This window comes from Xanthomonas sp. JAI131 (assembly GCF_013410075.1).
Lineage (GTDB): Bacteria > Pseudomonadota > Gammaproteobacteria > Xanthomonadales > Xanthomonadaceae > Xanthomonas_A > Xanthomonas_A bonasiae.
In genome coordinates this window covers 90,333-115,338 of the sequence record NZ_JACCCN010000001.1, presented here as the reverse complement: position 1 = coordinate 115,338, position 25,006 = coordinate 90,333, and the positions used below count along the sequence as shown (strand labels likewise).

Genomic DNA, 25,006 nt, shown 5'->3' with positions numbered 1-25,006 from the left:
CTCGCGCCAGCCTCCGTCCCGCTTCGGGCCGGATCCACCGGGAGCGCCTGTGTCCGGCTACACCACCCAGATCAACACGCTCAACCTGGGCGGCCAGGACTATCGCATCCGTTCGCTGCTCGACACCCAACAGTTCTCCGATCCCGACGCGCAGGCCGAAGCGGCCGGCATTTCCTCGGCGCAATGGAGCCTGTTCGGCAACGTGTGGCCGGCCGGGCGGCTGCTCGCCGAAGCGATGGCGCTGTACGACTTCGGCGGCAAGCGCATCCTCGAGATCGGCTGCGGCCTGGGCCTGGCCAGCCTGGTGCTGCGCCGCCGCGGCGCCGACATCGTCGCCAGCGACCGCCATCCGCTGACCGAGGTGTTCCTGGCCTACAACGCCGCGCTCAACGAAATGCCCGCGGTACCGTACCGCCGCCTCGACTGGGACCAGCCCAACCTCGAGCTGGGCCGTTTCGACGTGATCATCGGCAGCGACGTGCTGTACGAACACCAGCATCCGGCGCTGCTGGCCGAGTTGCTGGCGCGGCATGCGACGGCGAGCGCGGAAGTGCTGATCGCCGATCCGGGCCGCGGCAACAGCGCCGCGCTGACCCGCGCGCTGGCCACGCAGGGCTATGCGCTCAGCGAACAGCGCGAAATGCCGTTGGGTCCGGACGATCTGCCGCCCTACCGCGGCCGCGTATTGCGCTTTCGCCGCGATGCCATGCCCATCGGCGGCAACGCGTGAGCGCGCAACCGGCAACACCGCGCGCCCCGGCCGAAAAATCCGTCGCCTGCGACCGCTGCGACGCGATCTGCTGCCGCCTGACCGTGCTGCTGATGCCCGACGACAAGGTGCCCGACCACTACACCGAGCATACCGCCGAGGGCCTGCACGTGATGGCCCGCGACGAGGACGGCTGGTGCGTGGCGGTGGACAGCAAGCGCATGTGCTGCTCGATCTACGAACAGCGCCCGGCGATCTGCCGCAAGTTCACGATGGCCGGCCCGTATTGCCGCGACATCCGCCGCATCCACAACGATCAGTTGGCGCGCGGCATTCCCCTGACGATGTACTGACTCCAGGAGATTCACCATGGCACGTCCCACCAGCAAGACCCCGCCCCCGACCGCCAAGACCGCACGCAGCGGCGCCGGCGACAAGGCGCAGAAAGGCCTCAGCCGCGAGCGTATCGAGGCCGACATGGCCGCGTTCCGCAAGGCCGGCGGCCGCGTCGAAGTGCTCGGCACCACCCGCGTGCTGAAGAAAGTCGACGAAGCCGAAGCCGGCTGAGCCCGCGCGCTGCGGCACCGCCGCAGCCGATGTCGGCGCCGTCTTCACGGCGCCGGCCGATAATCCAGGCCTCTTCGCTGCGGTAGACGCACGTAGCATGCTCCTGCGATCCCTCTCCGCTGAACTGGGCCAGCCGGCCTGCGGCAATTGCCGCGATGGCGAACCGCTCGACTTCGGCATCCGCATGGCGTTCCAGCCGATCGTCGATGCGCGCGCGCGCACGATCTACGCCTACGAGGCGCTGGTCCGCGGCGAGGACGGCAGCGGCGCGGCCGCGGTGTTGGCGCGGGTCGGCCCGCAGCAGCTGTACCGCTTCGACCAGACCTGCCGGGTGCAGGCGATCGCCACCGCGGCGCGGCTGGGCCTGCGCACCCGGCTGTCGATCAATTTCATTCCCAATGCGGTCTACGAACCGGCGACCTGCATCCGCCTGACCCTGGCCGCGGCCGAGCGCTACGGCGTGCCGACCGGCGATCTGATCTTCGAGATGAGCGAGTCCGAGCACATCCGCGATCTCAGCAAGGTGGTGCGGATCCTGCGCGACTACGCGCAGCGCGGATTCCTGACCGCGATCGACGATTTCGGTGCCGGTCACTCCGGGCTCAACCTGCTCGCCAATTTCCAGCCGCATCTGCTCAAGCTGGACATGGCCCTGATCCGCGACATCGATACCAGCGCGCCGCGCCGGCATATCGTCGCCGGCATCGTCGGCATGGCGGCCGCACTGGGTTGCCAGGTGCTTGCCGAGGGCGTGGAAACGCCCGCCGAGTACCGCACGCTGCGCGCGTTGGGCATCGACCTGTACCAGGGTTTCCTGTTCGCGATGCCTGCGCTGGAGGCGCTGCCGGAGATCCCTGCGGAACGCTGGGCCAGCCTGGAACAGACCGCCTGAGCGACGCCCGGCAGCGCGCCTGCGCTGCAGCGTCGGCGTGGCGGCGATGGCGCCGACCGGGCGCCATCCGCACTTGCCCGATGCGGCGACGATTGCGACCATCGCGCCTCCCCCGCCATGCCGAACCCGCCGATGTCCTCGCTGCACACCATGCTGCCACCCTGGGCCCACCGCTGGCTGGACCTGATCGTGCCGAGCGCGCAGATCGCGCTGATCGTGCTCGGCGCATGGCTGTTGCGCACGTTGCTGCGGCGGTTGGTGCGGCGACTGAGCGAGCACCACGCGCTGCCGCCCGAACTGACGATGCTGGCGCGCCGCGGCAGCGGCTTCGTGATCTACAGCACGGCGCTGCTGCTGATCCTGGACCGGCTCGGCGTGTCCGGCACGGTGCTGTGGACCGCGTTCACCGGCTTCGCCGCAGTGGCGGCGGTGGCGTTCTTCGCGGCCTGGAGCGTGCTGTCGAACATCTTCTGCACGCTGCTGATCTTCGCCACGCGGCCGTTCCGCCTGCACGACCACATCGAACTGCTCGAGAACGGCGAAAAGCCCGGACTCAAGGGCCAGGTGGTGGACATCAACCTGATCTACACCACGCTGCGCGAGAACCGCGGCGACGATGGCGACAGCGTGCTGCAGATTCCCAACAGCCTGTTCTTCCAGCGCAGCACGCGGCGCTGGCGCGGCCACCCGGTGCCGCCGGGACTAGGCTAGCGCGCAAGCGCACGTCCTAACAAGACACTGATCGCACGAGCGGTATCGTGCCTGGCTCGTGCGCCGCCGCATCGCGGCACGCGCCCCCAACGACAAGGTGCCCCATGGAACAACCCGTCCACCCGTTCGCCGAGCTGTTCGCCCAGTTGGGCCTGCCCAATAGCGAAACCGAGATCCGCCAGTTCATCGGCCGCCATTCGCCGCTGCCGGACACGATGCGACTGGAAGAAGCGCCGTTCTGGACGCCGGCCCAGGCGCAGTTGCTGCGCGAGGAACGCATCGACGACGCCGACTGGGCGATGGTGGTCGATCAACTCAACATCGCGCTGCATTCGCGGCCGGTACCGCCGGTCAGCACCGCCGCCAACGACGACTGAGTCGCCTCAGCGCAGCTGGCTGTCCTTGCTGCCGCGGCGGTTGTAGCCGCTGTGCTCGTGCCGTTCGTGGTCGTGCGCTTCCTGGCAGGCCACGCACAGGCGCACGCCGGGCACCGCCTTGCGCCGCGCCTCGGGAATCGGCGCATCGCAGGCTTCGCAGTGCTCCAGGCTCGGGCCCTGCGGCAGCTGGCTGCGCGCACGCTTGATCGCATCTTCGACGGTGGCGTCGATCTGGTCCTGCACCGCGCCGTCGTTTGCCCACCCTGTGGCCATCGCCGTCTCCTGCTGTGTCGCCTGTTTCCGATGATGCGGCCGGCGCCCGCCAATGCAATGGCAGGCGCCTTCACATTGCTTGGGGATTCAGTCGCGACCCCGACGCGGCAAAGCCGGCCACTGCACCGATGCCGGTAACCCGCGCGTATCGCGCACTAGATCCGTAGCGCAAGATCAGGCGTCCCGGCTCCCCAGTTCCGGCTCGCGCCCAGCCAGAAACCGCTGCAACCGCGGCACCACGAAATCCAGGAACACGCGCACGCGCTGCGGCAAGCGCGGGCCGCCGCGATAGAGCGCATGGATCTCCTCGGTATCGCCTTCCACCGCTTCCTGCAGCACTTCCACCAGGCGGCCCGCAGCCAGATCGTCGCGCACGTGATAATCGCCCAGCCGCGCCAGGCCGATGCCGGCGACGGCCATGCGCCGCACCGTTTCGCCGTTGTTGGCGAGCAGCGCGCCCTGCACCGTGCGATCGACGATGCGGCCGCTGTGCGCGAGCGGCCACACCGGTGCGGCGCGACGGAAATTGAAGCCCAGGCAGCTGTGCCGCGACAGCGCGTCGATGCTGCGCGGCGTGCCGTGGCGCGCCAGATAGGCCGGCGCGGCGACGATCTTGCGCCGCGCCACGCCGACATGCCGCGCCATCATGCTCGAATCCTGCAAGGCGCCGACGCGGAACGCGACGTCGGTGCGATCCAGGTACAGATCGACCATCTCGTCGGACAGCGAAAGATCGACCACGATCTGCGGATGCGCCTGCCAGAACGCCGGCAGCAGCGGCTCCAGGCCGAGAATGCCGAACGCCACCGACGCATTCACCCGCACGCTGCCGCCGGCACTGGCCGCGCCGCGGCCGAGGTCGCGCTCCACGTCGTCGAGTTCGGCGAGCAGCGACAGGCTGCGCTCGTAGTAGACCTGGCCTTCGGCGGTCAGCGACAGGCGCCGGGTCGAACGCTCCAGCAGGCGCACGCCAAGACGGGTCTCGACGCGGCCGATCAGCTTGCTGACCGTGGACGGCGTCATGCGCAGCAGGCGTGCCGCCGCAGAGAAACTGCCGGCATCCACGACCCGCAGAAACACCTGCATTTCGCCGGCCCGATTGTCCATTGCGTCCAACCTGTGAATTCGCTTCACAGATCATAGGCGTGCGCGGCGGATTATCAAATCCGCCGCCGCGGCCTATCGTGGCGCTTCCGACCGAACCGCAAGCCCGCGCTCTCCATCAGCGCAGCATCGAAACCCGGACGAACAGCGCGGCCACACCTGGCGGCAGCGCGGATGCCGGACCCGCGCGCGCAGCGCCCGCCGCACCCCACCTTTTCCGCCGGATGCGGCCAGCGCCGCACCGCTTCCCTCTCTCTCACCGAAGGATGACCTCATGGATCTGCAACTCGACGGCAAGACCGTTCTCGTCACCGGCGCCACCGCCGGCATCGGCCTGGCCATCGCCCGCACGCTCGCCGCCGAAGGCGCCGAGCTGATCATCTGCGGCCGCAACCAGGCCAATCTGGACACTGCCGCCGCCAGCATCGGCGGCAACGTGCGCAGCGTGCTGGCCGACCCGGCGACCGCGCAAGGCGCCGCGGCGCTCACCGCCGCGCTGCCGCAGGTCGACGTGCTGGTCAACAACCTGGGCATCTACGAATCCAAGGAATTCGGCGAGATCAGCGACGCGGACTGGCTGCGCTTCTTCGAAGTCAACGTCCTGAGCGGCGCGCGCCTGGCCCGGCATTACCTGCCCGGCATGCTGGCGCGCGACTGGGGCCGGATCATCTTCATCTCCAGCGAAAGCGCGGTCCTGGTCCCACCCAACATGATCCATTACGGCATGACCAAGACCGCGCAGCTGGCCATTTCGCGCGGCCTGGCGGCGACCACCAAGGGCACCCGCGTCACCGTCAATGCGGTGCTGCCCGGCACCACGCGCTCGGCCGGCATCGAGGAGTTCATGCGCAGCGTCGCCAGCGATCCGGACATGCCGCCCGAGGCGATGGAGCGCGAGTATTTCGCCAAGGAACGCGCCAGCTCGCTGATCCAGCGCATGATCGAGCCCGAAGAGGTCGCCAGCCTGGTCGCCTACGTGGCGAGTCCGCTGTCGGCGGCAACCAATGGCGCGGCGCTGCGCGTGGATGGCGGCATCACCCCGACCATCGTGTGAGCCGCGGCGCGACGTGCGCGCAGCGGCAATGGATCGATCCGCAGCAGTGCCACGTTCACAGGCGAGGTCCGCTGCGCTCTGTGCAATTCGCCGCGCGGCGCATCGTGTCCGCGCACGCCGCACGCCGTTTTTCGCGCATGCCGAGGGGTGTCGAGCGTGGCGGTGCCGGCGGCTACCAGATCAGGTCGTCCGGCACCTGGAAGCGGCTGTAGTACGCATCGTCCTCGTCGCTGGCCGCCGGCGCGGCCTGGGTGGTGTCGAGCACGATCGCGGCGGGATCGCGGCTGGCCACTTTTTCCACCACCGCGCGCGGAATCGGCGCATAGCCGGCATCCAGCCGCGCGATCACCGCCGCGCCGCTGATCAGCTGCGCGCGCAAGGCCGCATCCACCCGCAAGCGCTGGATCTTGCCGGCGTCGGTGAAGTGGTAGTCGATCTCGCCATCGGCCTTGAGCTTGTGGCTGTCGACGAGTTGCCGCGCCTGCGCGCGCTGTTCCTGCGCGCGCACCTGCGCATTGCGCTCGGCGGCCAGCGCACGGTCGCGCTCCACCCGTTCCAGCCGCAGCCGCTCGCTCTCCAGCTGCTCGGCGCTGGGCGGTGGCGGCGCCTTGCCATGGCGCGCCTTGGCCTGCTCGCGCGCGACCTGCGCCACCTGGTTCTTCTTCACCAGGCCGGCCTTGAGCAGTTGTTCCTGCAGGGGATTGCGCATCGGGAAAATCCAGTCGATCCAAGACGTTGGCCGCTATCTTACCCGCTGCGGCAGACCCCTGGCCGCGACTGCGCGGCGGCGGCCACCGCTCGTGCCGGCGGCCATGGCGCGCTATCGTGGCGCCATGCAAGCGCTGAAATACCTCGTCGGCTATCCGCCGCATGTGCAGGACCAGGTCCGCGAACTGATCGCGCGCGATCGCCTCGGCGAATGGCTGCGCAAGCGCTACGACACGCCCAATCCGGTCCGCAACGACCGCCAGCTGTACGACTACACGCTGGCCCTGAAGGACCGCCACATGCGCAGCTCCGAGCCGCTGCACAAGGTCATCTACGACAACCGGCTGCAGGCGGTGAAGCACGCGCTGGGCACCCACACCAGCGTCTCGCGGGTGCAGGGCAGCCGGCTCAAGGCCAGCCGCGAGATCCGCATCGCCGGCGTGTTCCGCGACGCGCCGGCGGCGTTTCTGCAGATGATCGTGGCGCACGAACTGGCGCACCTGAAGGAAAGCGCGCACAACAAGCCGTTCTACCAGCTGTGCACGCACATGGCGCCGGACTACCACCAGCTGGAATTCGACCTGCGCCTGTACCTGACCCAGCTCGACCTCGCCGGTACCGCGGACCGCTGAGCGGCACCACGCATGGCAGCGCGGCGACGGCTGCACGTACACTGCCCTGCCCTGATCGCCGAGCCATTCGATGTCCGCCCCTACCCGCCTCGACAAATACGTGGCCGCCATGCTGCCGTGCTCGCGCAGCGAAGCGCAGCAGTACATCGAGGGCGGCTGGGTCAGCGTGGACGGCGTGGTGGTCGAGGAACCGCAGGCGGCGGTGACCACGCAGCAGGTGACCCTGGCCGCCGACGCGCAACTGGGCGCGGTCGAGCCGGCCACCCTGCTGCTGCACAAGCCGGCCGGGCTGGGCCTGGACGCCGCCCTGGCCCTGGTCACGCCGGCTACGCGCAGCGGCCTGGACATGGCCGACGTGCGCGTGCTGAAACGCCACTTCCTGCGCCTGAACGCGCCGCTGCCGCTGGAAGACGCCGCCAGCGGTCTGCTGGTGCTGAGCCAGGATGGCCGCGTGCTGCGCCGCCTGACCGAGGACGCGACCTCGATCGAACAGGAGTTCGTGGTCGAGGTGCGCGGCGAACTGCGGCCCTACGGCATGTTGCGGCTGGCGCACGGCCTGGTCTACCGGCAGCGCAGCCTGCCGCCGTGCAAGGTCAGCTGGCAGAACGAGGACCGCCTGCGCTTCGCGATCAAGCACGTGCAGCCCGGGCAGCTGCAGCACATGTGCGCCGAGGTCGGGCTGGAAGCGATCAGCCTGCGGCGCCTGCGCGTGGGCCGCATTCCGTTGGGCAAGCTGGCACCGGGCCAATGGCGTTATCTGCCCGGCGGCGAGCGCTTCTGAGCGGCGGCGGCCGGAACCGGTGACGCGCCGACGCACGGCGCACGCAGCCGTGCCGTCGCGCACAATCGAGCCTGGCGGCGCGAAGTCCCCCTGCCTTGCGGCCTATTGCGCGCGTCGCGACTGGCGGCCGACACTCGCCGCGGGTAGAAGGGGACACGCATGATCGCAACGATTCTGGCCGCGGCACTGGCCGTGGCGCCGACCGATGCCGCGGTGGCGCAAGCCGACCTGCAGTTCGCCGCCGCGCGCATCGCCGCCGATCATCCGGGCCTGGCCCCCGGCGCGGATCCGGCGCTGGCCGCGCAGGCGCGGCAGGCGGCGAGCGCGGCGCAGGCCCAGGCGCGGCGCATCGTCGATCGTGCCGGCTATGCCCGGGTCATGCAGGCCTATGTCGCCTCGTTCGGCGATCCGCATGTCGCGATCGAACTGGCCTCGCCCGACACCACCGCCGCGAGCGCGACCGCACCCGCACCCGCACCCGACACCGCCGCGCAGGGCGCATTCGAACGCCTCACGCCGACGGCCTGGAAACTGACCCTGCCGACCTTCTATGCCGGCGATCCCGGCTTCGAAACGACGCAGGCCGCGATCGCCGCGGCGGCGGACGCGCTGCGCCAGCACACGCCCGCACTGCTGGTCCTGGACCTGCGCGGCAACGGCGGCGGCGCCGCGGCGCCCGGCGACGCGGTGCTGGCCGCGATCTGGGGCGAGCAGGCGCTGCCCGCGCTGGACCGCCGCCGCGCCAGCGCCTCGCTGTGGCGGGTCTCCGACGGTGTGATCGACAACCTGCAGACGCGCCGCGCGCGGATCGCCGCGCGCTATCCGCAGGAACTGCCAGGCTTCGACCGCTTGCTGGACGGCCTGCGCGCGGCGCAGCGCCAGGGAGAGGCGCTGTTTCGCGACCCGCTGCCGAGCGCGGCCGGCGGTACCCCGCCGCGCGGCGGCCCGGCACGCATCGTCGCGATCACCGATGGCGCCTGCATCAGCGCCTGCCTGGATTTCATGGACCGGCTGCTGGAAGGTCCCGGCGTGGAGCAGGTCGGCCAGCCGACCGGCGCCGACACGCTCTACACCGAAGTGGAAAGCGTGCCGTTGCCGAGCGGACGCGCGACGTTGCTGCTGCCGATGCAACGCCTGGAGGGGCGCCAGCGCGGCGCGATGCAGGCCTATGCGCCGCATGTGTACCTCGCCGACGAAGCGGCGGTGAGCGCCTGGCTGCGCCGCGAAGTGGCCGCGGTGTCGCCCGCGAACGGCGCGCCCTAGCGCCTTGGCGCGATCGCGATCGGCTGATCCGGCTGCGCCGAATGCTTGGCCGCGGCAGCGCTCAAGGCGCGTCATCACTCCACAAGCAGGTGCTGTGGAGTGACACGCCCTACGGCTGCGCCAACGCGCGCTCCACCGCCTGCTGCGCCAATGGCGCCATCAGCGCATAACCGGCCGCGGTGGGATGCACGCCGTCGTTGGCCAGGGCCTTGTCCAGGCCGCCCTGGCGATTGCTCATCTTGCCGTGGTAGTCCAGGTACACCGCGCCATGGCTTTGCGCGTACTGCTTGATCCACGCGTTTAGCGCGCGGATCTTTTCCGCCGGCTGCAGGCCCGGCCGCCACGGGTAGTCGCTGACCGGCAGCACCGACGCCAGCACCAGCTTGATGTGGTTGGCCTGCGCCAGCTCGGCCATCGAGCGCAGGTTGTCTTCGATCATGCGCTGCGTGGACAGGCCGGTGTTGCCGGCCAGGTCGTTGGTGCCGGCCAGGATCACCACGGCCGCCGGCTTCAGGTCGATGACGTCCTGGCGAAAGCGCACCAGCATCTGCGCGGTGGTCTGCCCGGAAATGCCGCGATTGACGTACGGCTTGCCGGGGAAGAACTTGGCGCCCTCGCTACGTCCCCACATGTCGGTGATCGAATCGCCGTAGAACACCACGCGCCGCTCGCCCGCGGCCGGCGGCGCCAGCGCGGCGTTGTCGGCGCGATAGCGATTGAGCTGCGCCCAGTCCAGCAGGCGCTGCTGCAGCTCGGCCACGTCCTTGGCCTGCAGCGTGTCCGGCGCCTGTGTGTACAGCGCGTCCACCTTGCCCTGCAACGCGTCGGCGGCAGGCGCGGCGGTCTGCGCGAACGCAGGATGGGCGACACTCAGGCACAGCGACAACAGTGCGGCATGCGACAAGGGCTTCACGATCCACCTCCAGCTCGGGGAAACGCGTCACCCTAATCCAAATCGTGCGCCTGCGCGCGGGGCGGTGGCTTGGGCGGTGTGCGCGGAGCGCACAAGCAGTGTGCGCGGCATTGCCGATGCAGCGTTACCCGCGGTTTCTGCGCACGGAGCTCGCTCGTATTCTCGCCTCGGCGATGCTGCGCCCGTACCCTCACCCCAACCCCTCTCCCGTGGGGAGAGGGGCTTCTGCTCCGCTGGGAACGCGCTGCCGCCGGCAGTGCGGCAGACCGGCTTCGCTCAGTCGCTGGCGGCGGCCTGCCGCGGCAGCGTCGCCAGGAAACGGGTGCCATCCTGCTGCGACGAGCTGACTTCGATGCGTCCGCCATGCGCCGCGACGATCCGGTCGACGATGTACAGGCCCAGACCCAGATTCGCGCCGGCGACCTGTGGCGTGCCGTCGGCGTGCGCGGTCGTGGTCAGCGGCTCGAACACCGAGGCCAGCATCGCCTCGGGAATCGGCGGCCCCAGGTTGTGCACGCTCAGGCCCACCTCGTCCGCCGCCAGGCCGTTCAATGCGATCGTGATCGGCTGATCGCGGCTGCCGTACTTCAACGCGTTGTTCAGCAGGTTCGCGATCACGCGGCGCAGCCGCATCGCGTCCCAGCTGCCGCGCAAATCGCCGACCGTGAGCACCTGCATCGCCCGTTTCGGATAGATCGTGGCCATCTCGTCGACGACGTCCTGGGCCAGCGCGTCCAGGCTGGCCGCTTGCGGACGCACCGGCGTGGACACGCCCAGGTTGTCGCCGGTGAAGTCCATCAGGTCGTCCAGGATCGCCTTCATCTGCATGGCGCTGCGCAGCAACACGCGCGCCTGCGGCGCTTGCGCCTCGCCCTGCCCCAGCATCAGGTCCGCGCAACTCATCACCGCCGACAGCGGCCCGCGCAGGTCGTGGCCGAGGATGCCCATGAACAGGTGCTGGGTCTGCTCCACGCTCTCCATGAAGGCGCGCACCGAATCGGCCAGGATCTGGTCCAGCGCCTCGTTGAAACGGCTCATGTCCGGCAGATCCTGCACGCCCGGCGTGTGTTCGGATCGGCTCCACAGGCGCATCACGCTGGCGCGCAGCGCACGGAATTCCGATACCAGCTGCATCATGCCGAAGCCGTGCTTGACCCGTTGCCGGGCATGCAGGCTCGCGGCGCCGTCGGTCTCGAATTGCTCCGAGCCGGCATCCAGCGACCTGAGCCGCAGTTCCGTCGCGCTCATCGGCGCGCGCATGTCGGCGACGATTTCGGCCAGCAGCTGCGCGGCGTGATCGCGCAACTGGAATGCGCTCATCGCCTCGCCTTCCGCACCGCGGGTGCGCGCGAACGCGATCCAGTCGTCGCACAACGGCTCGATGTTCGCCTCGATGAAATCGGCCAACTTCATGCCGCCCCCCTCGCACTCGGGCGGCCGCGCCGTAGCCGCCGAGCACGACCGTTCGCCGCGAGCACGCCCCCGGCGCCGCTTGCCGCCGCCCCGCGGCCTTCCAAGCAAAACGTCTTCATTGCGTCAGCCCCCAGCGTCGATGCGCCAGCTTAAACATTCCCGGTTGAATGCGTACACCTGGGCCCTGCCGGAACGGACGAGGCGATGCCATGCGCCGCCGCCCGGTGTTCGCGGTGGCGCGCGGTACCACACGCGGCCGCTGAACGGATCGATTCTCGTGTGCGGCACCGAAGCGACAAGGCGCACGGCCGTACCGATGCGACATCGGGAATGTGCGCAATGGCGATCCGCCAGGGATCCGCACGCGAACGCGGCACACGCCAGCGATGCGACGCGCAACCTGTCACCAAAACGCCACGCGGCAGCCTCCGCTCGGGCCGATCGCAGGCGTGCCGCCGCGCCACACGCCCGGCATTCAGTCGCCACTCATGCGCCGGCGCCTGCCCCGCATCGGCACGCCTACCGCGCAAGGACGAACGCCCGCATGCCGGATGCCGAAGGCACAAGCCGTTGCCCGACAAGGGAAGCGGCGAATGCCGAAGCGCAGACGCTGCGGCATGCCTGCCATCGGCAATGCACACGTTTGCTACGCGATGCCGCGCGCGCGATTGTTTTTCGCTATCCATGCAACCTTTTCGCCGGCCCTAACTTTTTTGTACGTACATGACACGCGCCGTTTTCCGTTCCTACCATTGCGCCGGTAGTGAAGGGGGGGTCCCCACTCCAAGCCCCGAAGGACACCGCATGAACAGGCATTACGCGCACCGGAAACTCTCTCTGCTGTGGCTGGCGTTGGCTCCCGGATTGATGCTCGCCACGGCGGCGTCGGCACAATCCGCAAGCCCTGCCCCGGCGCAAGCTCCGAACGACAGCGCAGCGTCCGCCAGCCCGCAGGGCGGCAGCTACGGCGACAACGCAAGCTCCGGTTCCACCGCTGGCTATGGCACGGCATTCGGCGGCGGCGCGCCCTATGCCACGCGCAGCAGCTGGGAAAACGCCGGTGGCGGCTATCTCAACACGCGCTTCGCCCCGGCCGAATGGCAGATCACTCCGTTCAACGCGGCGCGGCTGAAGACCGCATGGACCTTCACCACCGCAGGCGACGTGTCCGCCACGCCGACCGTGCAGGGCAGCGCGCTGTACGTGCCCGACTGGGGCGGCCAGCTGTATCGCATCGACACCACGCTGGGCAAGGCGGTGTGGCAGGTGAAACTGTCCGACTACACCGGCAATGCCGCCTCGCTGTCGCGCAACAGCCCGGCGATCGCGCGCAACAGCGTGCTGGTCGGCGACCAGGCCAGCGGCACGGTGGTGGCGATCGACAAGAACACCGGCAAGCTGCTGTGGAAGACCCTGGTCGAAGCCAATGCGCAAGCGCGCATCACCGCCTCGCCGGTGGTGTACGGCGATCGCGTCTACGTCGGCGTGTCTTCCGGCGACTGGGGCGGACTGAGCCCTGGCTACAAATTTTCCTTCCGCGGCAGCGTGGCCGCGCTCGACCTGAAGACCGGCAAGCTGCTGTGGAGCTTCCGCACCGCACCGGAAGGCTATACCGGCGCCTCGGTGTGGGGCACGCTGGCGATCGACCCGCAACGGCAGCGCGTCTACGCCACCACCGGCAACAACTATTCGGTACCGCTCGACGTGGCCAGCTGCGTCAAGAACGCCAACGGCGACAAGACCGCACAGCTGGCCTGCCTGGCGCCGGACAACTACGTGGATTCGGTGCTGGCGCTGGACATGCGCAGCGGCAAGCCGGTGTGGACGCGCCGCCTGCAGGGCGCCGACGCCTGGTCGCTGTCGTGCCTGGTCGCGCCGACCGCCGGTGTGTGCCAGGAACCGCAGGGGCCGGACTACGACTTCAGCGGCGGCGGCGCCAACCTGTTCACCGCGATCCGCAACGGCAAGCCGCAGGCCCTGGTCGGCGCCGGGCAGAAGAGCGGCGTGTACTGGGCCTTCGACGCCGACAGCGGACGCACCGTGTGGTCCACCCAGGTCGGTCCGGGCGGCACCGCCGGCGGCATCGAATGGGGCTCGTCGGTGGATCCGCTCAAATCGCGGGTCTACGTCGCCATCAACAACAACAACCACACCAGCTACACCCTGGCCCCCGGCAACACCGAGACCTGGAACGCCGGCTCGTGGGCGGCGCTGGACGCGGCCAGCGGCAAGATCCTGTGGCAGGTGAAGGTGCCGGGCATCGATCCGATCCAGACCACGTTCGGCGCCGGCGGCCGTGGCCCGCTCGCGTCCTCGCCCGGGCTGGTCTACGCAGGTTCGATGTCCGGCGCGATGACCGTGCTCGACGCCGAGACCGGCAAGACCCTGTGGAGCTTCGATGCCGGCGGTTCGGTGTCCAGCGCGCCGGCCGTGGTCGACGGCGCGGTGTACTGGGGCGCGGGCTACAGCCGCTTCAACTTCGGCACCGGCGTGCACAAGCTGTACAAGTTCGTCCCGGCCACCTCGCACGCTCACTGATCGCGCGGCGGCGCAGCCGAGACAGGCTAGAACCGACAGCCCTCCTGCGCATGCAGGAGGGATGTTTTCGTAGACGATGCATTTGCCGCGAGGCGGCAGTTCAGCCTCTGGCGGCGCGACAGCGCGCTTCCACCCACCCAGACGACAAGCGCTCAGCCCAGCGCCAATCCTTACGACCGCTTCTTCTTTTTCGCTTCCCGGCTTTCTTCGCCCGCAATCAACGACAGCACGTCGTGGATGATGGTGAACATCGCCGCCTGCGCCTTGTCCCCGTCGCCGCTCTTGATCGCGTTCAGGACCCGACGGTGCGCCGGGATGCTCGCCGTATGCCCGCCGATGCGGTTGGTGAACTGGATCGAAAAACTCAGCGCGGTGTTCACCAGCTCGTGGAATTGCATGTAGAACGGATTGCCGGTCGCGTCGAGGATCGCGATATGGAAGGCCACGTCCGAGGACAGGTGATCGTCTTCGCCGCGGCCGGCCGCGATCATGCGTTGCAGCGCGTGCTGGATCTTGCCGATCGCCTCGGCATTGCCCTGCTGCGCGGCCAGCTTGGCCGCCATCGGCTCGATGCCCTGGCGCATTTCGGTGAACGAACGCAGCAGGCTGTGCGAGAACTTGCGTTCCAGCATCCAGCGCAGCACGTCCGGATCCAGCAGGCTCCAGGTCTGCTCGGGCCGGACCACGATGCCGCTGCGCGGGCGCGCGGACAGCAGGCCCTTAGCGGTCAGCATCTTGATCGCTTCGCGGGTCACGCTGCGGCTGGTGGAATACGCCGAGGAAATCTCCGCCTCGGTGGGGAAACTCTGCAAACCGTAGATGCCGGCCACGACATCGCGCCCCAGCGCATCGAGCAATTGCGAGCTGAGCGTCGTGCTTCCGAACTGTCGCGCCCCCCTGCCCAGATGGTGCGATTTCATTGCAGGCAGCCGTTTTTACAAGGAAAGATCGAGAGTAGCACGGCGATTTCGGCGCGGAAGTCTTGATTTTTTCACGGCAAATCCGGTGGCCCGGGACACCCGCGGACACGTCCTGGACACCGGCCGCGCACGCGTGCCGCCGGCCGCCAAGCGCCTCACGACAGCCGTGCGGAAGCGGTCGCGACACGACCGGCGATGGGCCCGCACCACGCGCCTCGCCGTGCTGCGCTGCCCTGCCACCGCTCATTCGTCGCGCCCTGGCGCGGCCTGCTCCGCAACGCCGCCCGGCGTCGCGCTCGGCTGCAGGCGGAACCGGTAGCTCGCCGGCTGCAGCGCGATGCGATACGCCGCGTGCGCCTGGCCCCATTTGCTCCACTGGTCGTCGCCGCCCAGGCCGATCTGGCGATCGTCGATCAGCAGCGACACCCGGCCATGGGCACGGATGTCGGAACTGTGCGCACTGCCGACCGGCCTGCGCTCCAGGTCGGAATACGGGAACGCGAGCGCGTTGACCGACAGCGGTGCGCGCCCGCTCACGGTCAGCGCCGCCCCCTGCTCCGGCGCCAGCAGCAACCAGCGCACGCCGACCTTGTTGCCGGTCTCCTGCGGGCGGATGTAGTCGTGGTGCTGCTCGGCGATCTTGCCCGCATACAGCGCGATCTCGCCGCTGCTGTAGCGATCGGCATAGGTCTCGTGCGGACCGCGGCCATACCAGGCCAGGTCGACGAAGCGGTCGGGCATGGTGAACGCCATCCCGAAGCGCAACGGATCCGGCAAGCCGGGATAGCGCGGGTCGAAGCGCGCGGTCACCTCCACCGAGCCGTCGCGTGCCATTACGTAGGCGACGTCGTAGCGCACGTCGGCCGTCGCGCCGTCGCCGCCGAGATCGAAACCGATGTCGATCCTGGCGCTGCCGTCTTCGGCCTTGCTGGCGGCGATGGAGCGGACCCGGCGCGTTTCCGACAAGGTCTTCCACACCAGGTGCGTCGCGTACAGGCCGGTGCCGATGTCGTTGTCGGTCGGCGCGCGCCAGAAATTGGGCGCACCGCCCTGCAGCAATTCCTGGCCGCGGTAGGCATAGCGCGCGACCAGTCCAGTGCCGCGGTCGATGCGCAGTTCCGCACCCGCCGCGCGCAGGCTCAGCTCGTCCGGCGCGTCGCGCAGCGCGACCGCCGCGCCGTCCGCCCGCGCCACGGCCGCCGCCGGCGGCGAGGCCAGCGCAAACTGCTCCCAGGACACCACGTGCCCGGCCGGCACTAGCGGAATCGTGCCCTCGCGCGCGTGGGCGCGCACGCTGATCAGGTACTCGGCGCCGGCCTGCTTGTGCAATGCCGGCAGGTCCAGCTGCAGCTCGCCGGCGGCGCCGGCGGCGAGCGCCAGGTCCGGCGCGCGGCCCTCCTGCACCACCCGCCCGTCCTGGCGGATCTGCCAGTCGAAAGAGAACCCCGACAGGTCGATGAAGGCATGCCTGTTGCGCACCAGGAAGCGCCCGCGATCGGCGTCGATGGCCTCGAACTGGATCGGGCCGTAGACCTTGGCCAGCTCGTGCAGATGCGGGTTCGGGGTGCGGTCCGACTGCAGCAGGCCGTCGCCGAACTCGATCGCGCTCTGGCCCGAGGGGTTCGGCCCGTAGTCGGCGCCATAGCCCCAGTACGGACGGCCGTCGGCGGTCTTCAGCAGCATGCTCTGGTCCACCCAGTCCCAGATGAAGCCGCCCTGCAGGCGATCGTGCGCATAGATGGCGTCCCAATAGGCTTTCAGGTCGCCCAGGCTGTTGCCCATTGCATGCGCGTACTCGCACATGATCAGCGGCTTGTGCGCATACTCGGTGCTTGTCGCGTAATCGACGATGCGCGCCACCGAGTCGTACATCGGCGCGTAGATGTCGGCATAGGCATTGGGCGCGTGCTGCGCGTACAGCGTGCCCCAGCCCAGGTAGCTCACCAGCCGGGTCTTGTCGCGCGCGTGCAGCCAGTTGGCGGCCTTCTCGAAACTCGGGCCGATGCCGGCCTCGTTGCCCAGCGACCAGAAGATGACCGACGGATGGTTCTTGTCGCGTTCGAACATCCGCTGCACCCGCTGCAGGTGCGCCAGCTCCCAGGTCGGGTCGTAGCCGAGCTGCACCTTCTCGCGCGGGCGCATGCCCTCGTTGCCGGCCTGCATGTAGGCATGCGATTCGATGTTCGCCTCGTCCATCACGTACAGGCCGTATTCGTCGGCCAGCGCGTACCACAGCTCCGCGTTCGGATAGTGCGAGGTGCGCACGGCGTTGATGTTGTTCTGCTTCATCAACGCGATGTCGCGCCGCATCGAGGCTTCGGAGATCACGTGGAACGTCTGCGGATCGTGCTCGTGCCGGTTCACGCCTCGGATCTTGACCGGCTTGCCGTTGACCTTGACCAGCCCGTCCTTGACCTCGACGGTGCGAAAGCCGATGCGGCTGGCGCTGGCCTGGATCAGCCGCGCATCGGCGTCGTGGACCTCCAGCAGCAAGGTATACAGATTGGGCGTTTCCGCGCTCCACGGGCGCACCTTGCCGATCGCCCCGGACAGCGTGAGCGCCGCCTCCTGCGTGGCCGCCGCCACCGTCGCCTGCCGCACCAGCACCGGCGTATCGCCGTCGAGCAGCGTGGCGGTGACCCGCGTGCCCTTGGCCGCATGCACCAGGCCGACATCGACATCCAGCGCGCCGCCGACATAGCGCGCATCCAGCGTGGCGCGCGCGAAGAAATCGCGCAGCCAGGTCTGCGGCGTGGCCAGCAGGTAGACATCGCGCTCGATGCCGCTGACCCGCCAGAAATCCTGGTCCTCCAGATAGCTGCCATCGGACCAGCGATAGACCTCGATGGCGACAGAGTTGCGCCCCGGACGCAGCTGCGCGGTCACGTCGAATTCGGCCGGCAGCTTGGAGTCCTCGCTGTAGCCGACCCGTTGTCCGTTGACCCAGACGTAGTAGGCCGCGCCGGCCGCGCCGATGTGCAGCAGCACCCGGCGTCCGTGCCAGCCCTGCGGCACCTCGAAATCCCGCCGGTAGGAGCCGACGCTGTTGATGGCGTGGGCGATGAACGGCTGGTTGGCCGGGAACGGGTAGTCGATGTTGTTGTACAGCGGTTGCCCGTAGCCCTGCGCCTGCCAGTCGGACGGCACCGGAATGGTCTTCCAGGCCGACACGTCGTAGTCGTCGCGGTAGAACTGCGCCGGGCGCCGCTCCGGCGTGGGCGAGAACATGAAGCGCCAGTCGCCGTTGAGCGAGAGGTGGTAACGGGAATCGCCGATGCGGCCGGCCTTGGCCAGTTCCACCGATTCGTACGGGAAGGACGTGGCCCGCGCCGGCAGCCGGTCGATCTCGTTGACCTCCGGGCGCTCCCACTCGCGCAGCGTGGCGGCGGCGGCCGAAGTCGTGGCCATGTGCAGGCCGATCAGCAGCAAGACGCTCGCGCTGGCCAGGAGTCGTTGTCGCACTGTCGGTTTCATGGAAAGCCCCTCGGGTACAAAACAGCCGGTCGGGTTGCACTGCGGCGGCGATTCCCGACGTCGGGATGCAGCGCCGGTACTGCGACGCGTGAACATGCGCGGCCGCGCGGCTGGGCGCGGGCCGGCTTCATCGTTTGCGCAAGACCACGCTGACCACCGACTGCGGCGGCGCCAGCGCCGCTTGCGCACCGGGCGCGGCCGCGCGGCGGCAACCGGTTTCGGCACGCTGCGAGGCCGAGGTGACGATCACCTGCTGCGACCACGCGCCAGCCCCCAGCGCCTGCGCCGCGATCGCCAGGCGCCGCGCCGACAGTCCGGCGTTGACGTGCACGAACACCAGTTCGCGCCCATCCGCCGACAGCGCCGCCACCGTATCCGGATCGTCCACCGGCAGCAGGCGCATGCCCGGCCGCAGATAGCGGCTGAAGTTGGCCATGGCCCAGTACTTGCGGGTGACCTGAAACGGATGCTCGGCCGCCGCCGCGGCGCTCAGATCCATCCGGATCAGGCCCCAATGGCGGCCGGAACCGGGCTTGCCGGCGGCCGACGTCTCGATCGCCTGCCAGAACACCCACGCCGACGGCTGCAGGCGCTTGAGGTCCAGCACCATGTGCTCGGCCAGCGCCAACGCCGGGCGCATGTCGTCCACGCCCTCCGCCACGTTGGGCGGCGACAGGTCGTTTTCCGACATCCACAGGCGAATGCCGCTGGCGGCGGCGATATCGCGCACGCCGGTCTGCCCGGTGCTGTCGTAGCTGTGCACGTTGAGCTGGCCCAGCACCGCCTTGGTGGCTTCCGAATAGCCGGACCAGTTGCGGATGAAGCCCAGCGCGCTGGTTTCGTCCATCGCCGCGACGCGCGTCTGCAGGCCGCGCGCGCGCAGCGCGCGGTCGCTGGCCTGGAGGATGCGCTCCTGCGCCGGCACGCTCCAGTGCGCGCCTTCCTGGGTATTGCCGGCGAACCAGTAGGGCGTGTCCGGCTCGTTGACCGGCGACAAGGTGCGGAAGGCGATGCCGTGGCGGCGCTGCAGTTCCTCGACCACCCGCGCCAGGTAGGTCGCGAATGCCGCGTCCTGGCCGGGCCGCAGATTGTCGTCCAGCCCGCGCTCGGCGCCGGAGACGCGGCCGCTCACGGTCATGAACCACGGCGGCGAGTTGGAGAACGCCTCGAAGATGCGCAGATCCGCGGGCACCCGGGCGCGGATCGCGTCCAGCCACCAGCGCTGGCCCTGGTCGGCCGACCAGTCCCACATCGTCGGATCGTCCGCACGCCACCAGTCCTTGCCCGATGCGCCCGCCGGCTGCCGCCAGAACCCCGGTATCGCCGCGCCGGGGCGCAGATACGGCGGCGTGTCGGCCGCATTGCCGCCGCCGATGTTGTAGCGGGCGATCACCCAGCCCAGGCCGTCGCGGCCATAGAGCAGGTCGGCCAGGCGGTTGCGCACCGGATCCGAATAGGCGCCGGTCACGTTGGCGAACCAGGCCAGCGCCGTGCCGAAGCCCTCGAAACGGGTCCGCGGCGACTGCAGGTCCGGGCGCAAGGCGACGGTGACCGGCGCGTCGTCATCGCACAGCGGCGCGCCGAGACACGGCAGCGCCAGCGCCGCGACCGCGATGCCGCCGAGCCAGCGGCGCCGCAGCAGCGCAGGCCACGTGCGCGGCATGCGCGGACGATGCAGTGCGGCGCTACGCATGCGCCACCTGCATCGGCGTCACCATCAGGCTGCCGCCGCATGCCGGCAAATCCAATCCGCATTGGGTCTCGTCGGCCGCCGCGGCCATCCCGCCCGCGGTGCCGCCGCCGACGATCGCGATGCGGCGCAACGGCTCGCCGGCATTCACGTCCATTGCCACCGGTACCGCTGCGTTGCCGAGCGTGATTGCATCTTCATCAGTCCTTGCAAGACATCGATCGCAGGTGCCCGGCCCATGCAGGCATGGGCCGGACGCAGCCCGCTTCAACCACCGAAGCGGGCAGCCACCGCATCAGTAGGTGATCCGTGCCGAGAAGCCGTAGCGCCGGTCGTTGAGTTCGTAGCGCAATGGCGCGCTCGCCGTGCCGATGTAGATCTCGTTCATGCGGTTGTTCAAGTTCACCGCGTCGAACGACAGCGCGATGTGTTCGTTCACGTTGTAGCTGACCGAGGCATCCAGCGAGGCGTAGGGCTTCTGGTATTGCGGAATGCCGTTGGCGCCGCTGCCCTGGGTGGTGTCCAGGTATTCGCCACGCCAGCTCCAGGCCAGGCGCGCGGTGAAGGGACCCTTCTCGTACAGGGCCACCGCGTTGTAGCTGTGCTTGGACAACTTCTCCAGCGGCACCGTGGCCGGGATGTCGGAGCCGGCGGTGGCGAAGGGATTGGACACGCTGCTGTCCACGTAGGTGTAGTTGAACTGGAACCCCAGGCCGCTGAGCCAACCGGGCAGGAAATCGTAGAACTGCTGGTAGGCGAATTCGGCGCCGCGGATGGTGCCGTTGCCGGTGTTGAGCGAGGTGCTGATGTCGTAATCCAGGCCGTTGTAGTTGCGCACCACGGTGCCGCTGGCCAGGAAGCCGTCCACCTTCTTGTAGAACAGGCCGGCGGTGAGCGAGCCGGCAGGAGCGAAGTACCATTCCAGCGTCGCATCGTAGTTGTCCGACTGGACCGGACGCAGGAACGGATTGCCGGAGGACCCGCCAGGCCGCCCGGTGATCGGATTCAGCTGGCTCGACGCGCCCAGCGAGACGTTGGTCGACATCTGGTCGAAGTTGGGCCGCGCGATCAGCTGCGAATAGGCGAAGCGCGCCTGCAGGGTGTCGCTCAGGTGCGCGCGCAGGTTGAACGACGGCAGTACGTCGTTGTAGGTGCGCTCGACCGACAGCGGGGTGATGCCGCCGCCGTCCATGAACACCGCGCCGTCCGAACCGGTGGTGGTCCTGACCAGGCGCACGCCGATGTTGCCGTCCAGGCGCAAGCCGGCCAGATCGGTGTCGTAGTCGGCGGTGAAATAGCCGGCCCAGGTCTTTTCGGTCTGGTGGTTGAGGTCGCTCGGCTTGAACGCGGTCTGCGGCGCGAAGCCGAACAGCGCCTCGGTGCGCGCGGTGCGGTCGAACAGGCCGCCGCCGCTGGCGAACTCCGGATACAGCACGCCGCCGGTCAGCGTCTTGCCATCGAAGAAGTCCGGCGACGGCCCATTGCGCACCAGTTCCGGATGCGCCGAGACCGACGGGTAGACCAGGGTCGTGGCGCAGGTCGGATCCGCCCCGGTCACGCCCAGGCAGGCGGCGTTCCAGGTGCCGCGCAGGTCGATGCTGCTGTCGGCGTAGCGCACGCCGGCGCTGAACTTGGTGAACAAACCGCCCTCGGTGAAGTATTCCAGGTCCGATTGCAGCGCCAGCTGGTCGGCGTCGTTGCGGGTCAGCGCATCGGCGATATAGCTGAAGCCGTAGTTGTTGGGATCGCTCAGCAACGCCGGATCGCGCAGGTTGAAGCGCGGGTTGCCGCCACGCAGGTCGAAGTCGACGATCGAGCGGTTGGCCGCGTTGCTGCTGTCCTCCGAGGCGCGGTCGTAGAGCGAGACGACGAAGCCGTTGCGGTCGGCATCGTAGGACGAGGTGAGGTATTGCGCGTCGAACGTCACCGCCAGCTTCTCGCTGGGATTCCAGCGCAGGTTGAGGCTGTAGTTGGTGTTGGTCGAGGTGAGATCCTGGTCGTAGCGCGCCGACTCGAACATCTGGTTGTCCAGCGCGCCCGAGGTGGCGTAGCCGTTCTTGTCGAAGGTGAAGTCCGCGCCCGCCAACGGCGACGCCGCATCGCGTCGGTTGGCCTGGTAGAAGTACTTGCCCTGCCGGTAGAAGTCGTAGGTGGTGCGCAGGAACTGCCCGGTGACCAGCACCGTATCGGACGGCTTCCACTGCAGCGCGGCCGCCGTGCCCAGGCGCTTGCGGTCGCCGCCGTCGTCGTAGATCTGGAAGCCGGAGGGAATCTGCGCGCCGCTCGGCGCGCCGGCGATGACGCCGTCCGGCACCGCGACGAACGGGCCGGTCAGGATGCCGTCCTGGCGATAGCTGGAGCGGCCATAGCCGACATTGAACAGCACGCCGATCTCGCCGGCGTCGGTGTCGAAGCGGTCGCTGTACAGGCCCGACGCCGACCCGCCGGTCTTGTCGGCGCGGTCGTAGTAGTTGCCTTTGGCGGTGGCGCTGATGACCCGGCCGGGCGCGTCGAACGGCAGCCGGGTGCGCAGGTTCACCACGCCGCCGACGCCGCCCTCGATGAGGTTCGCCGGCGGATTCTTGTAGACGTCGATACCGGACAGCAGCTCCGGCGGAATGCCTTCCAGGTCCAGGGTGCGCCCGCCGGAAGCGGAAAACGTATCGCGCCCGTCAAGGAAATTGCGCACCTGGGTCAGGCCGCGCACGGTGACGGCCGGCTGCGTGCGGTGATCGAAATCGGTGGCGCCTTCGCCGTAACGGCGCTGGATCTGCACGCCGGTGATGCGCTGCAGCGCTTCCACCGTGTTCGCATCCGGCAGCTTGCCGATGTCCTGGGCCTGCACCGAATCCACGATCTGCGTCGCGTCCTGCTTGATCGCCTGCGCCGAGCGCAGGCTTTCGCGCACGCCGGTGACCACGATGCTGTCCATTGTCTTGACGTCGGTGCCGGCCGGCTGCGCAGCGGCATCCTGCGCGCCTTGCTCGGCAGGAGTGGTGGGCTTGGCCTGCGCCCACGCCAGCAACGGCGTCAGCATCGCCAGGCCCAAGGCGCTGGCGAGGGGATTCCTGTGCTTGGGGTATTTACGCTTGAAGGGCGCACGACTTGTCATTCGAACTCTCTCCGGTACTGACGAAATTGACCTTCGTATCGAAACCGACATCGGCCTTGATGCTGCGCACGATGGACAGCGAAGTTCTTGCCGGTGGTGGCGACAACTGCAGCGACGGCAGGCAGGGATTTCAAGCTGTATTTCAAGCTATGTTCATATTTATATGACAATTAGAGAGGGCGCACGTTGCGTCGCAACACGGCTTCTGCACAGGCGTTCGCAACGCCACGCACCTTGCGGCGCCGACGTTTGACGCACTGTGCGCCGACACTGACACCGGTTGTAGATGCAGGCAGCGGCGTATCGCGACGCCACACCTGTCTACGAAATCGGCCCTGTACGCGTGACGCCGCGCACGCAATCGCCGTGCCTGCGCCCGTAGCCTCGGCATGCACCGTGGAAGTGGGTGCAACGGCATCCGGTCCCCTGCCGGATGGTCTAGTCGTCTTCTAGCAGAAGGAAGATCCATGAATCGCAAGAACGCGCTGTATCTGGCCCTGCTGGCCGGCATCTCCGGTATTTCCCCCGTCGCCATGGCCGCCAATCCCCCAGCGGCCGAGATGGACTCCGCTCCCGTCGAAGCCCGCCCCAATGCCGCCGCGCTCGGCGGCGCCGAACTGCGCAGCCTCGCCACCGGTAGCGCGCATGCGCCGCGCGTCATCGAACTCGGCGCTCCCGACAGCGCCCAGGCCGCGACGATGAAGCAGTTGCGCGGCCAGCAGGTCAAGCATGGCCAGCCGCTGCAGATCGGCTTCTCGCGCGACATCGCCAAGCCGGCGATCAACCTGCGCCGGCTCAGTTGGCAGAGCCTGCCCAACGGCGCGCAGGTCACCAGCTTCGAAATCGTCTCCACCGATGCGGCGGCGCTGCGCGCGGCATTGCAGCTCAGCGGCAGCGGCGCCCAGCCGGGCGACCCGAGCAAGGCCACGCTGCGCTTCGCCGGCGACGACGGCCGCGTGTTCGAACAGAGCGGCGCCGATTTCGCCGACAGCGAGCCGGGCTGGTCCGCGGCCGTGTCCGGCTCGCGCCTGGTGGTGGAGATCGAACTGCCGGCCGGCCAGTATCCGCAGGGCTTCGCGCTGAAGATCCCGCAGATCTCGCACATGGACATCAATCCCGTCGCCAGCGAGGAAATGATGCGGCCGATGATCGGCGAGAGCGATTCGTGCGAGCGCGACATCGTCTGCCGCGCCAGCCCCAGCAGCGGCTTCACCTCGGCCGCCAAGTCGGTGGCGCGCATGGTGTTCAGCACCAGCAGCGGCTCCTACCTGTGCACCGGCACCCTGCTCAACAACAGCAACTCGCCGAAGAAGTACCTGTTCTGGACCGCGGCGCACTGCATCAGCACCCAGACCGTGGCCAACACCCTGCAGACGTACTGGTTCTACGACGCGACCACCTGCAACGGCTCCACGGTCAGCTCGTCCTACACCACGCTCAGCGGCGGCGCCTATCTGCGCCACGCCAACACCACCCGCGACACCTCGCTGCTGGAACTGAAGACCGCTCCGCCCAGCGGCGCCTTCTATGCCGGCTGGAGCAGTTCGGCGATCGGCTCCTCCGGCACCGCGATCGAGGGCATCCACCACCCCGCCGGCGACGTGAAGAAGTACTCGCTGGGCAGCGTCACCGCGCTGTCGTCCTCGATCGACGGCAAGTCGCCGCTGTACAAGGTGGTCTGGAACACCGGCGTCACCGAAGGCGGCTCCTCCGGCTCGGGCCTGTTCACCGTCAACAGCAGCGGCGCCTACCAGCTGCGCGGCGGCCTGTACGGCGGCACCTCGTACTGCAGCGCGCCCAGCGACCCGGACTACTACTCGCGCTTTTCCGACGTGTATTCCACCATCCAGCCCTACCTGAGTCCGTAAGCCCAGG

The 25,006-nt window shown here is 68.9% G+C and carries 22 protein-coding genes; 12 read left to right on the top strand and 10 right to left on the bottom strand.

Features of this window, described 5'->3' with window-relative positions; translation table 11 throughout:
- Positions 1-49: 49 nt before the first annotated feature.
- The 6 genes from HDC36_RS00525 (at position 50) to HDC36_RS00500 (ending at position 3,256) form a co-directional block, all read left to right on the top strand.
- Complete coding sequence (locus HDC36_RS00525) at positions 50-730, top strand: methyltransferase domain-containing protein (protein ID WP_179563734.1); 681 nt, start codon at positions 50-52, stop codon at positions 728-730.
- Complete coding sequence (locus HDC36_RS00520) at positions 727-1,062, top strand: YkgJ family cysteine cluster protein (RefSeq protein ID WP_179563733.1); 336 nt, start codon at positions 727-729, stop codon at positions 1,060-1,062. Before HDC36_RS00525 ends, HDC36_RS00520 begins: the two co-directional genes overlap by 4 nt.
- A 16-nt stretch (positions 1,063-1,078) precedes the next feature.
- Positions 1,079-1,276, top strand: a complete 198-nt coding sequence (locus HDC36_RS00515) for a hypothetical protein (protein WP_179563732.1) — start codon at positions 1,079-1,081, stop codon at positions 1,274-1,276.
- 97 nt (positions 1,277-1,373) lie between these two features.
- Positions 1,374-2,168 carry an EAL domain-containing protein gene (locus HDC36_RS00510; RefSeq protein WP_179563731.1) on the top strand — a complete coding sequence of 265 codons (795 nt, stop codon included), beginning with the start codon at positions 1,374-1,376 and terminating at the stop codon, positions 2,166-2,168.
- A 132-nt stretch (positions 2,169-2,300) separates the two neighbouring features.
- On the top strand, positions 2,301-2,879 hold the full coding sequence (locus tag HDC36_RS00505) for a mechanosensitive ion channel family protein (RefSeq protein ID WP_179563730.1): 579 nt from the start codon (positions 2,301-2,303) through the stop codon (positions 2,877-2,879).
- 104 nt (positions 2,880-2,983) lie between these two features.
- Positions 2,984-3,256 (top strand): DUF2789 domain-containing protein, encoded by a 273-nt coding sequence (locus HDC36_RS00500; RefSeq protein WP_179563729.1) that lies wholly within the window; start codon positions 2,984-2,986, stop codon positions 3,254-3,256.
- Positions 3,257-3,262: 6 nt separating this feature from the next.
- Here HDC36_RS00500 and HDC36_RS00495 read toward each other — a convergent pair whose 3' ends face one another.
- Positions 3,263-3,529 carry a DksA/TraR family C4-type zinc finger protein gene (locus HDC36_RS00495; protein WP_179563728.1) on the bottom strand — a complete coding sequence of 89 codons (267 nt, stop codon included), beginning with the start codon at positions 3,527-3,529 and terminating at the stop codon, positions 3,263-3,265.
- A gap of 174 nt (positions 3,530-3,703) precedes the next feature.
- Positions 3,704-4,636, bottom strand: a complete 933-nt coding sequence (locus tag HDC36_RS00490; RefSeq protein WP_179563727.1) for a LysR family transcriptional regulator — start codon at positions 4,634-4,636, stop codon at positions 3,704-3,706.
- 271 nt (positions 4,637-4,907) lie between these two features.
- Between HDC36_RS00490 and HDC36_RS00485 the strand changes: the two genes are divergently transcribed.
- A complete protein-coding gene (locus HDC36_RS00485) occupies positions 4,908-5,687 on the top strand; it encodes an SDR family oxidoreductase (RefSeq protein ID WP_179563726.1) in 780 nt (259 codons plus the stop codon).
- 172 nt (positions 5,688-5,859) lie between these two features.
- On the opposite strand, the gene HDC36_RS00480 is transcribed toward HDC36_RS00485, so the two are convergent.
- A complete protein-coding gene (locus tag HDC36_RS00480) occupies positions 5,860-6,396 on the bottom strand; it encodes a DUF2058 domain-containing protein (RefSeq protein WP_179563725.1) in 537 nt (178 codons plus the stop codon).
- 124 nt (positions 6,397-6,520) lie between these two features.
- Between HDC36_RS00480 and HDC36_RS00475 the strand changes: the two genes are divergently transcribed.
- The 3 genes from HDC36_RS00475 to HDC36_RS00465 all read left to right on the top strand — a co-directional run bounded on the left by HDC36_RS00475 (position 6,521) and on the right by HDC36_RS00465 (position 9,071).
- Complete coding sequence (locus HDC36_RS00475) at positions 6,521-7,027, top strand: YgjP-like metallopeptidase domain-containing protein (RefSeq protein WP_179563724.1); 507 nt, start codon at positions 6,521-6,523, stop codon at positions 7,025-7,027.
- Between the two features lie 70 nt (positions 7,028-7,097).
- Positions 7,098-7,808, top strand: a complete 711-nt coding sequence (locus HDC36_RS00470; protein WP_179563723.1) for an rRNA pseudouridine synthase — start codon at positions 7,098-7,100, stop codon at positions 7,806-7,808.
- 159 nt (positions 7,809-7,967) lie between these two features.
- Positions 7,968-9,071: a S41 family peptidase gene (locus HDC36_RS00465; protein ID WP_179563722.1), complete on the top strand. Its 1,104-nt coding sequence runs from the start codon at positions 7,968-7,970 to the stop codon at positions 9,069-9,071.
- 109 nt (positions 9,072-9,180) lie between these two features.
- Here the strand turns inward: HDC36_RS00465 and HDC36_RS00460 are convergent, their stop codons facing one another.
- On the bottom strand, positions 9,181-9,975 hold the full coding sequence (locus HDC36_RS00460) for an SGNH/GDSL hydrolase family protein (RefSeq protein ID WP_179565506.1): 795 nt from the start codon (positions 9,973-9,975) through the stop codon (positions 9,181-9,183).
- A 285-nt stretch (positions 9,976-10,260) separates the two neighbouring features.
- Positions 10,261-11,397 carry a HAMP domain-containing sensor histidine kinase gene (locus tag HDC36_RS00455; protein ID WP_179563721.1) on the bottom strand — a complete coding sequence of 379 codons (1,137 nt, stop codon included), beginning with the start codon at positions 11,395-11,397 and terminating at the stop codon, positions 10,261-10,263.
- Between the two features lie 804 nt (positions 11,398-12,201).
- Here HDC36_RS00455 and HDC36_RS00450 point away from each other — a divergent pair.
- On the top strand, positions 12,202-13,935 hold the full coding sequence (locus tag HDC36_RS00450) for a PQQ-binding-like beta-propeller repeat protein (protein ID WP_179563720.1): 1,734 nt from the start codon (positions 12,202-12,204) through the stop codon (positions 13,933-13,935).
- Between the two features lie 170 nt (positions 13,936-14,105).
- Here HDC36_RS00450 and HDC36_RS00445 read toward each other — a convergent pair whose 3' ends face one another.
- The 5 genes from HDC36_RS00445 to HDC36_RS00425 form a co-directional block, all read right to left on the bottom strand.
- Positions 14,106-14,855 carry a FadR/GntR family transcriptional regulator gene (locus HDC36_RS00445; protein WP_179563719.1) on the bottom strand — a complete coding sequence of 250 codons (750 nt, stop codon included), beginning with the start codon at positions 14,853-14,855 and terminating at the stop codon, positions 14,106-14,108.
- 243 nt (positions 14,856-15,098) lie between these two features.
- The gene (locus HDC36_RS00440; protein WP_343204304.1) at positions 15,099-18,317 is read right to left on the bottom strand and encodes a glycoside hydrolase family 2 TIM barrel-domain containing protein; all 3,219 of its coding nucleotides are present in this window, start codon (positions 18,315-18,317) and stop codon (positions 15,099-15,101) included.
- 139 nt (positions 18,318-18,456) lie between these two features.
- Positions 18,457-19,992 (bottom strand): glycoside hydrolase, encoded by a 1,536-nt coding sequence (locus HDC36_RS00435; protein ID WP_179563718.1) that lies wholly within the window; start codon positions 19,990-19,992, stop codon positions 18,457-18,459.
- Between the two features lie 22 nt (positions 19,993-20,014).
- Positions 20,015-20,176, bottom strand: coding sequence for a hypothetical protein (locus HDC36_RS00430; RefSeq protein WP_179563717.1), 162 nt, complete (start codon positions 20,174-20,176; stop codon positions 20,015-20,017).
- Between the two features lie 138 nt (positions 20,177-20,314).
- Positions 20,315-23,131 carry a TonB-dependent receptor gene (locus tag HDC36_RS00425; protein WP_179563716.1) on the bottom strand — a complete coding sequence of 939 codons (2,817 nt, stop codon included), beginning with the start codon at positions 23,129-23,131 and terminating at the stop codon, positions 20,315-20,317.
- Positions 23,132-23,598: 467 nt separating this feature from the next.
- On the opposite strand from HDC36_RS00425, the gene HDC36_RS00420 reads away from it, so the two are divergent.
- On the top strand, positions 23,599-24,999 hold the full coding sequence (locus HDC36_RS00420; protein WP_179563715.1) for a serine protease: 1,401 nt from the start codon (positions 23,599-23,601) through the stop codon (positions 24,997-24,999).
- The last annotated feature ends 7 nt before the right edge of the window (positions 25,000-25,006 follow it).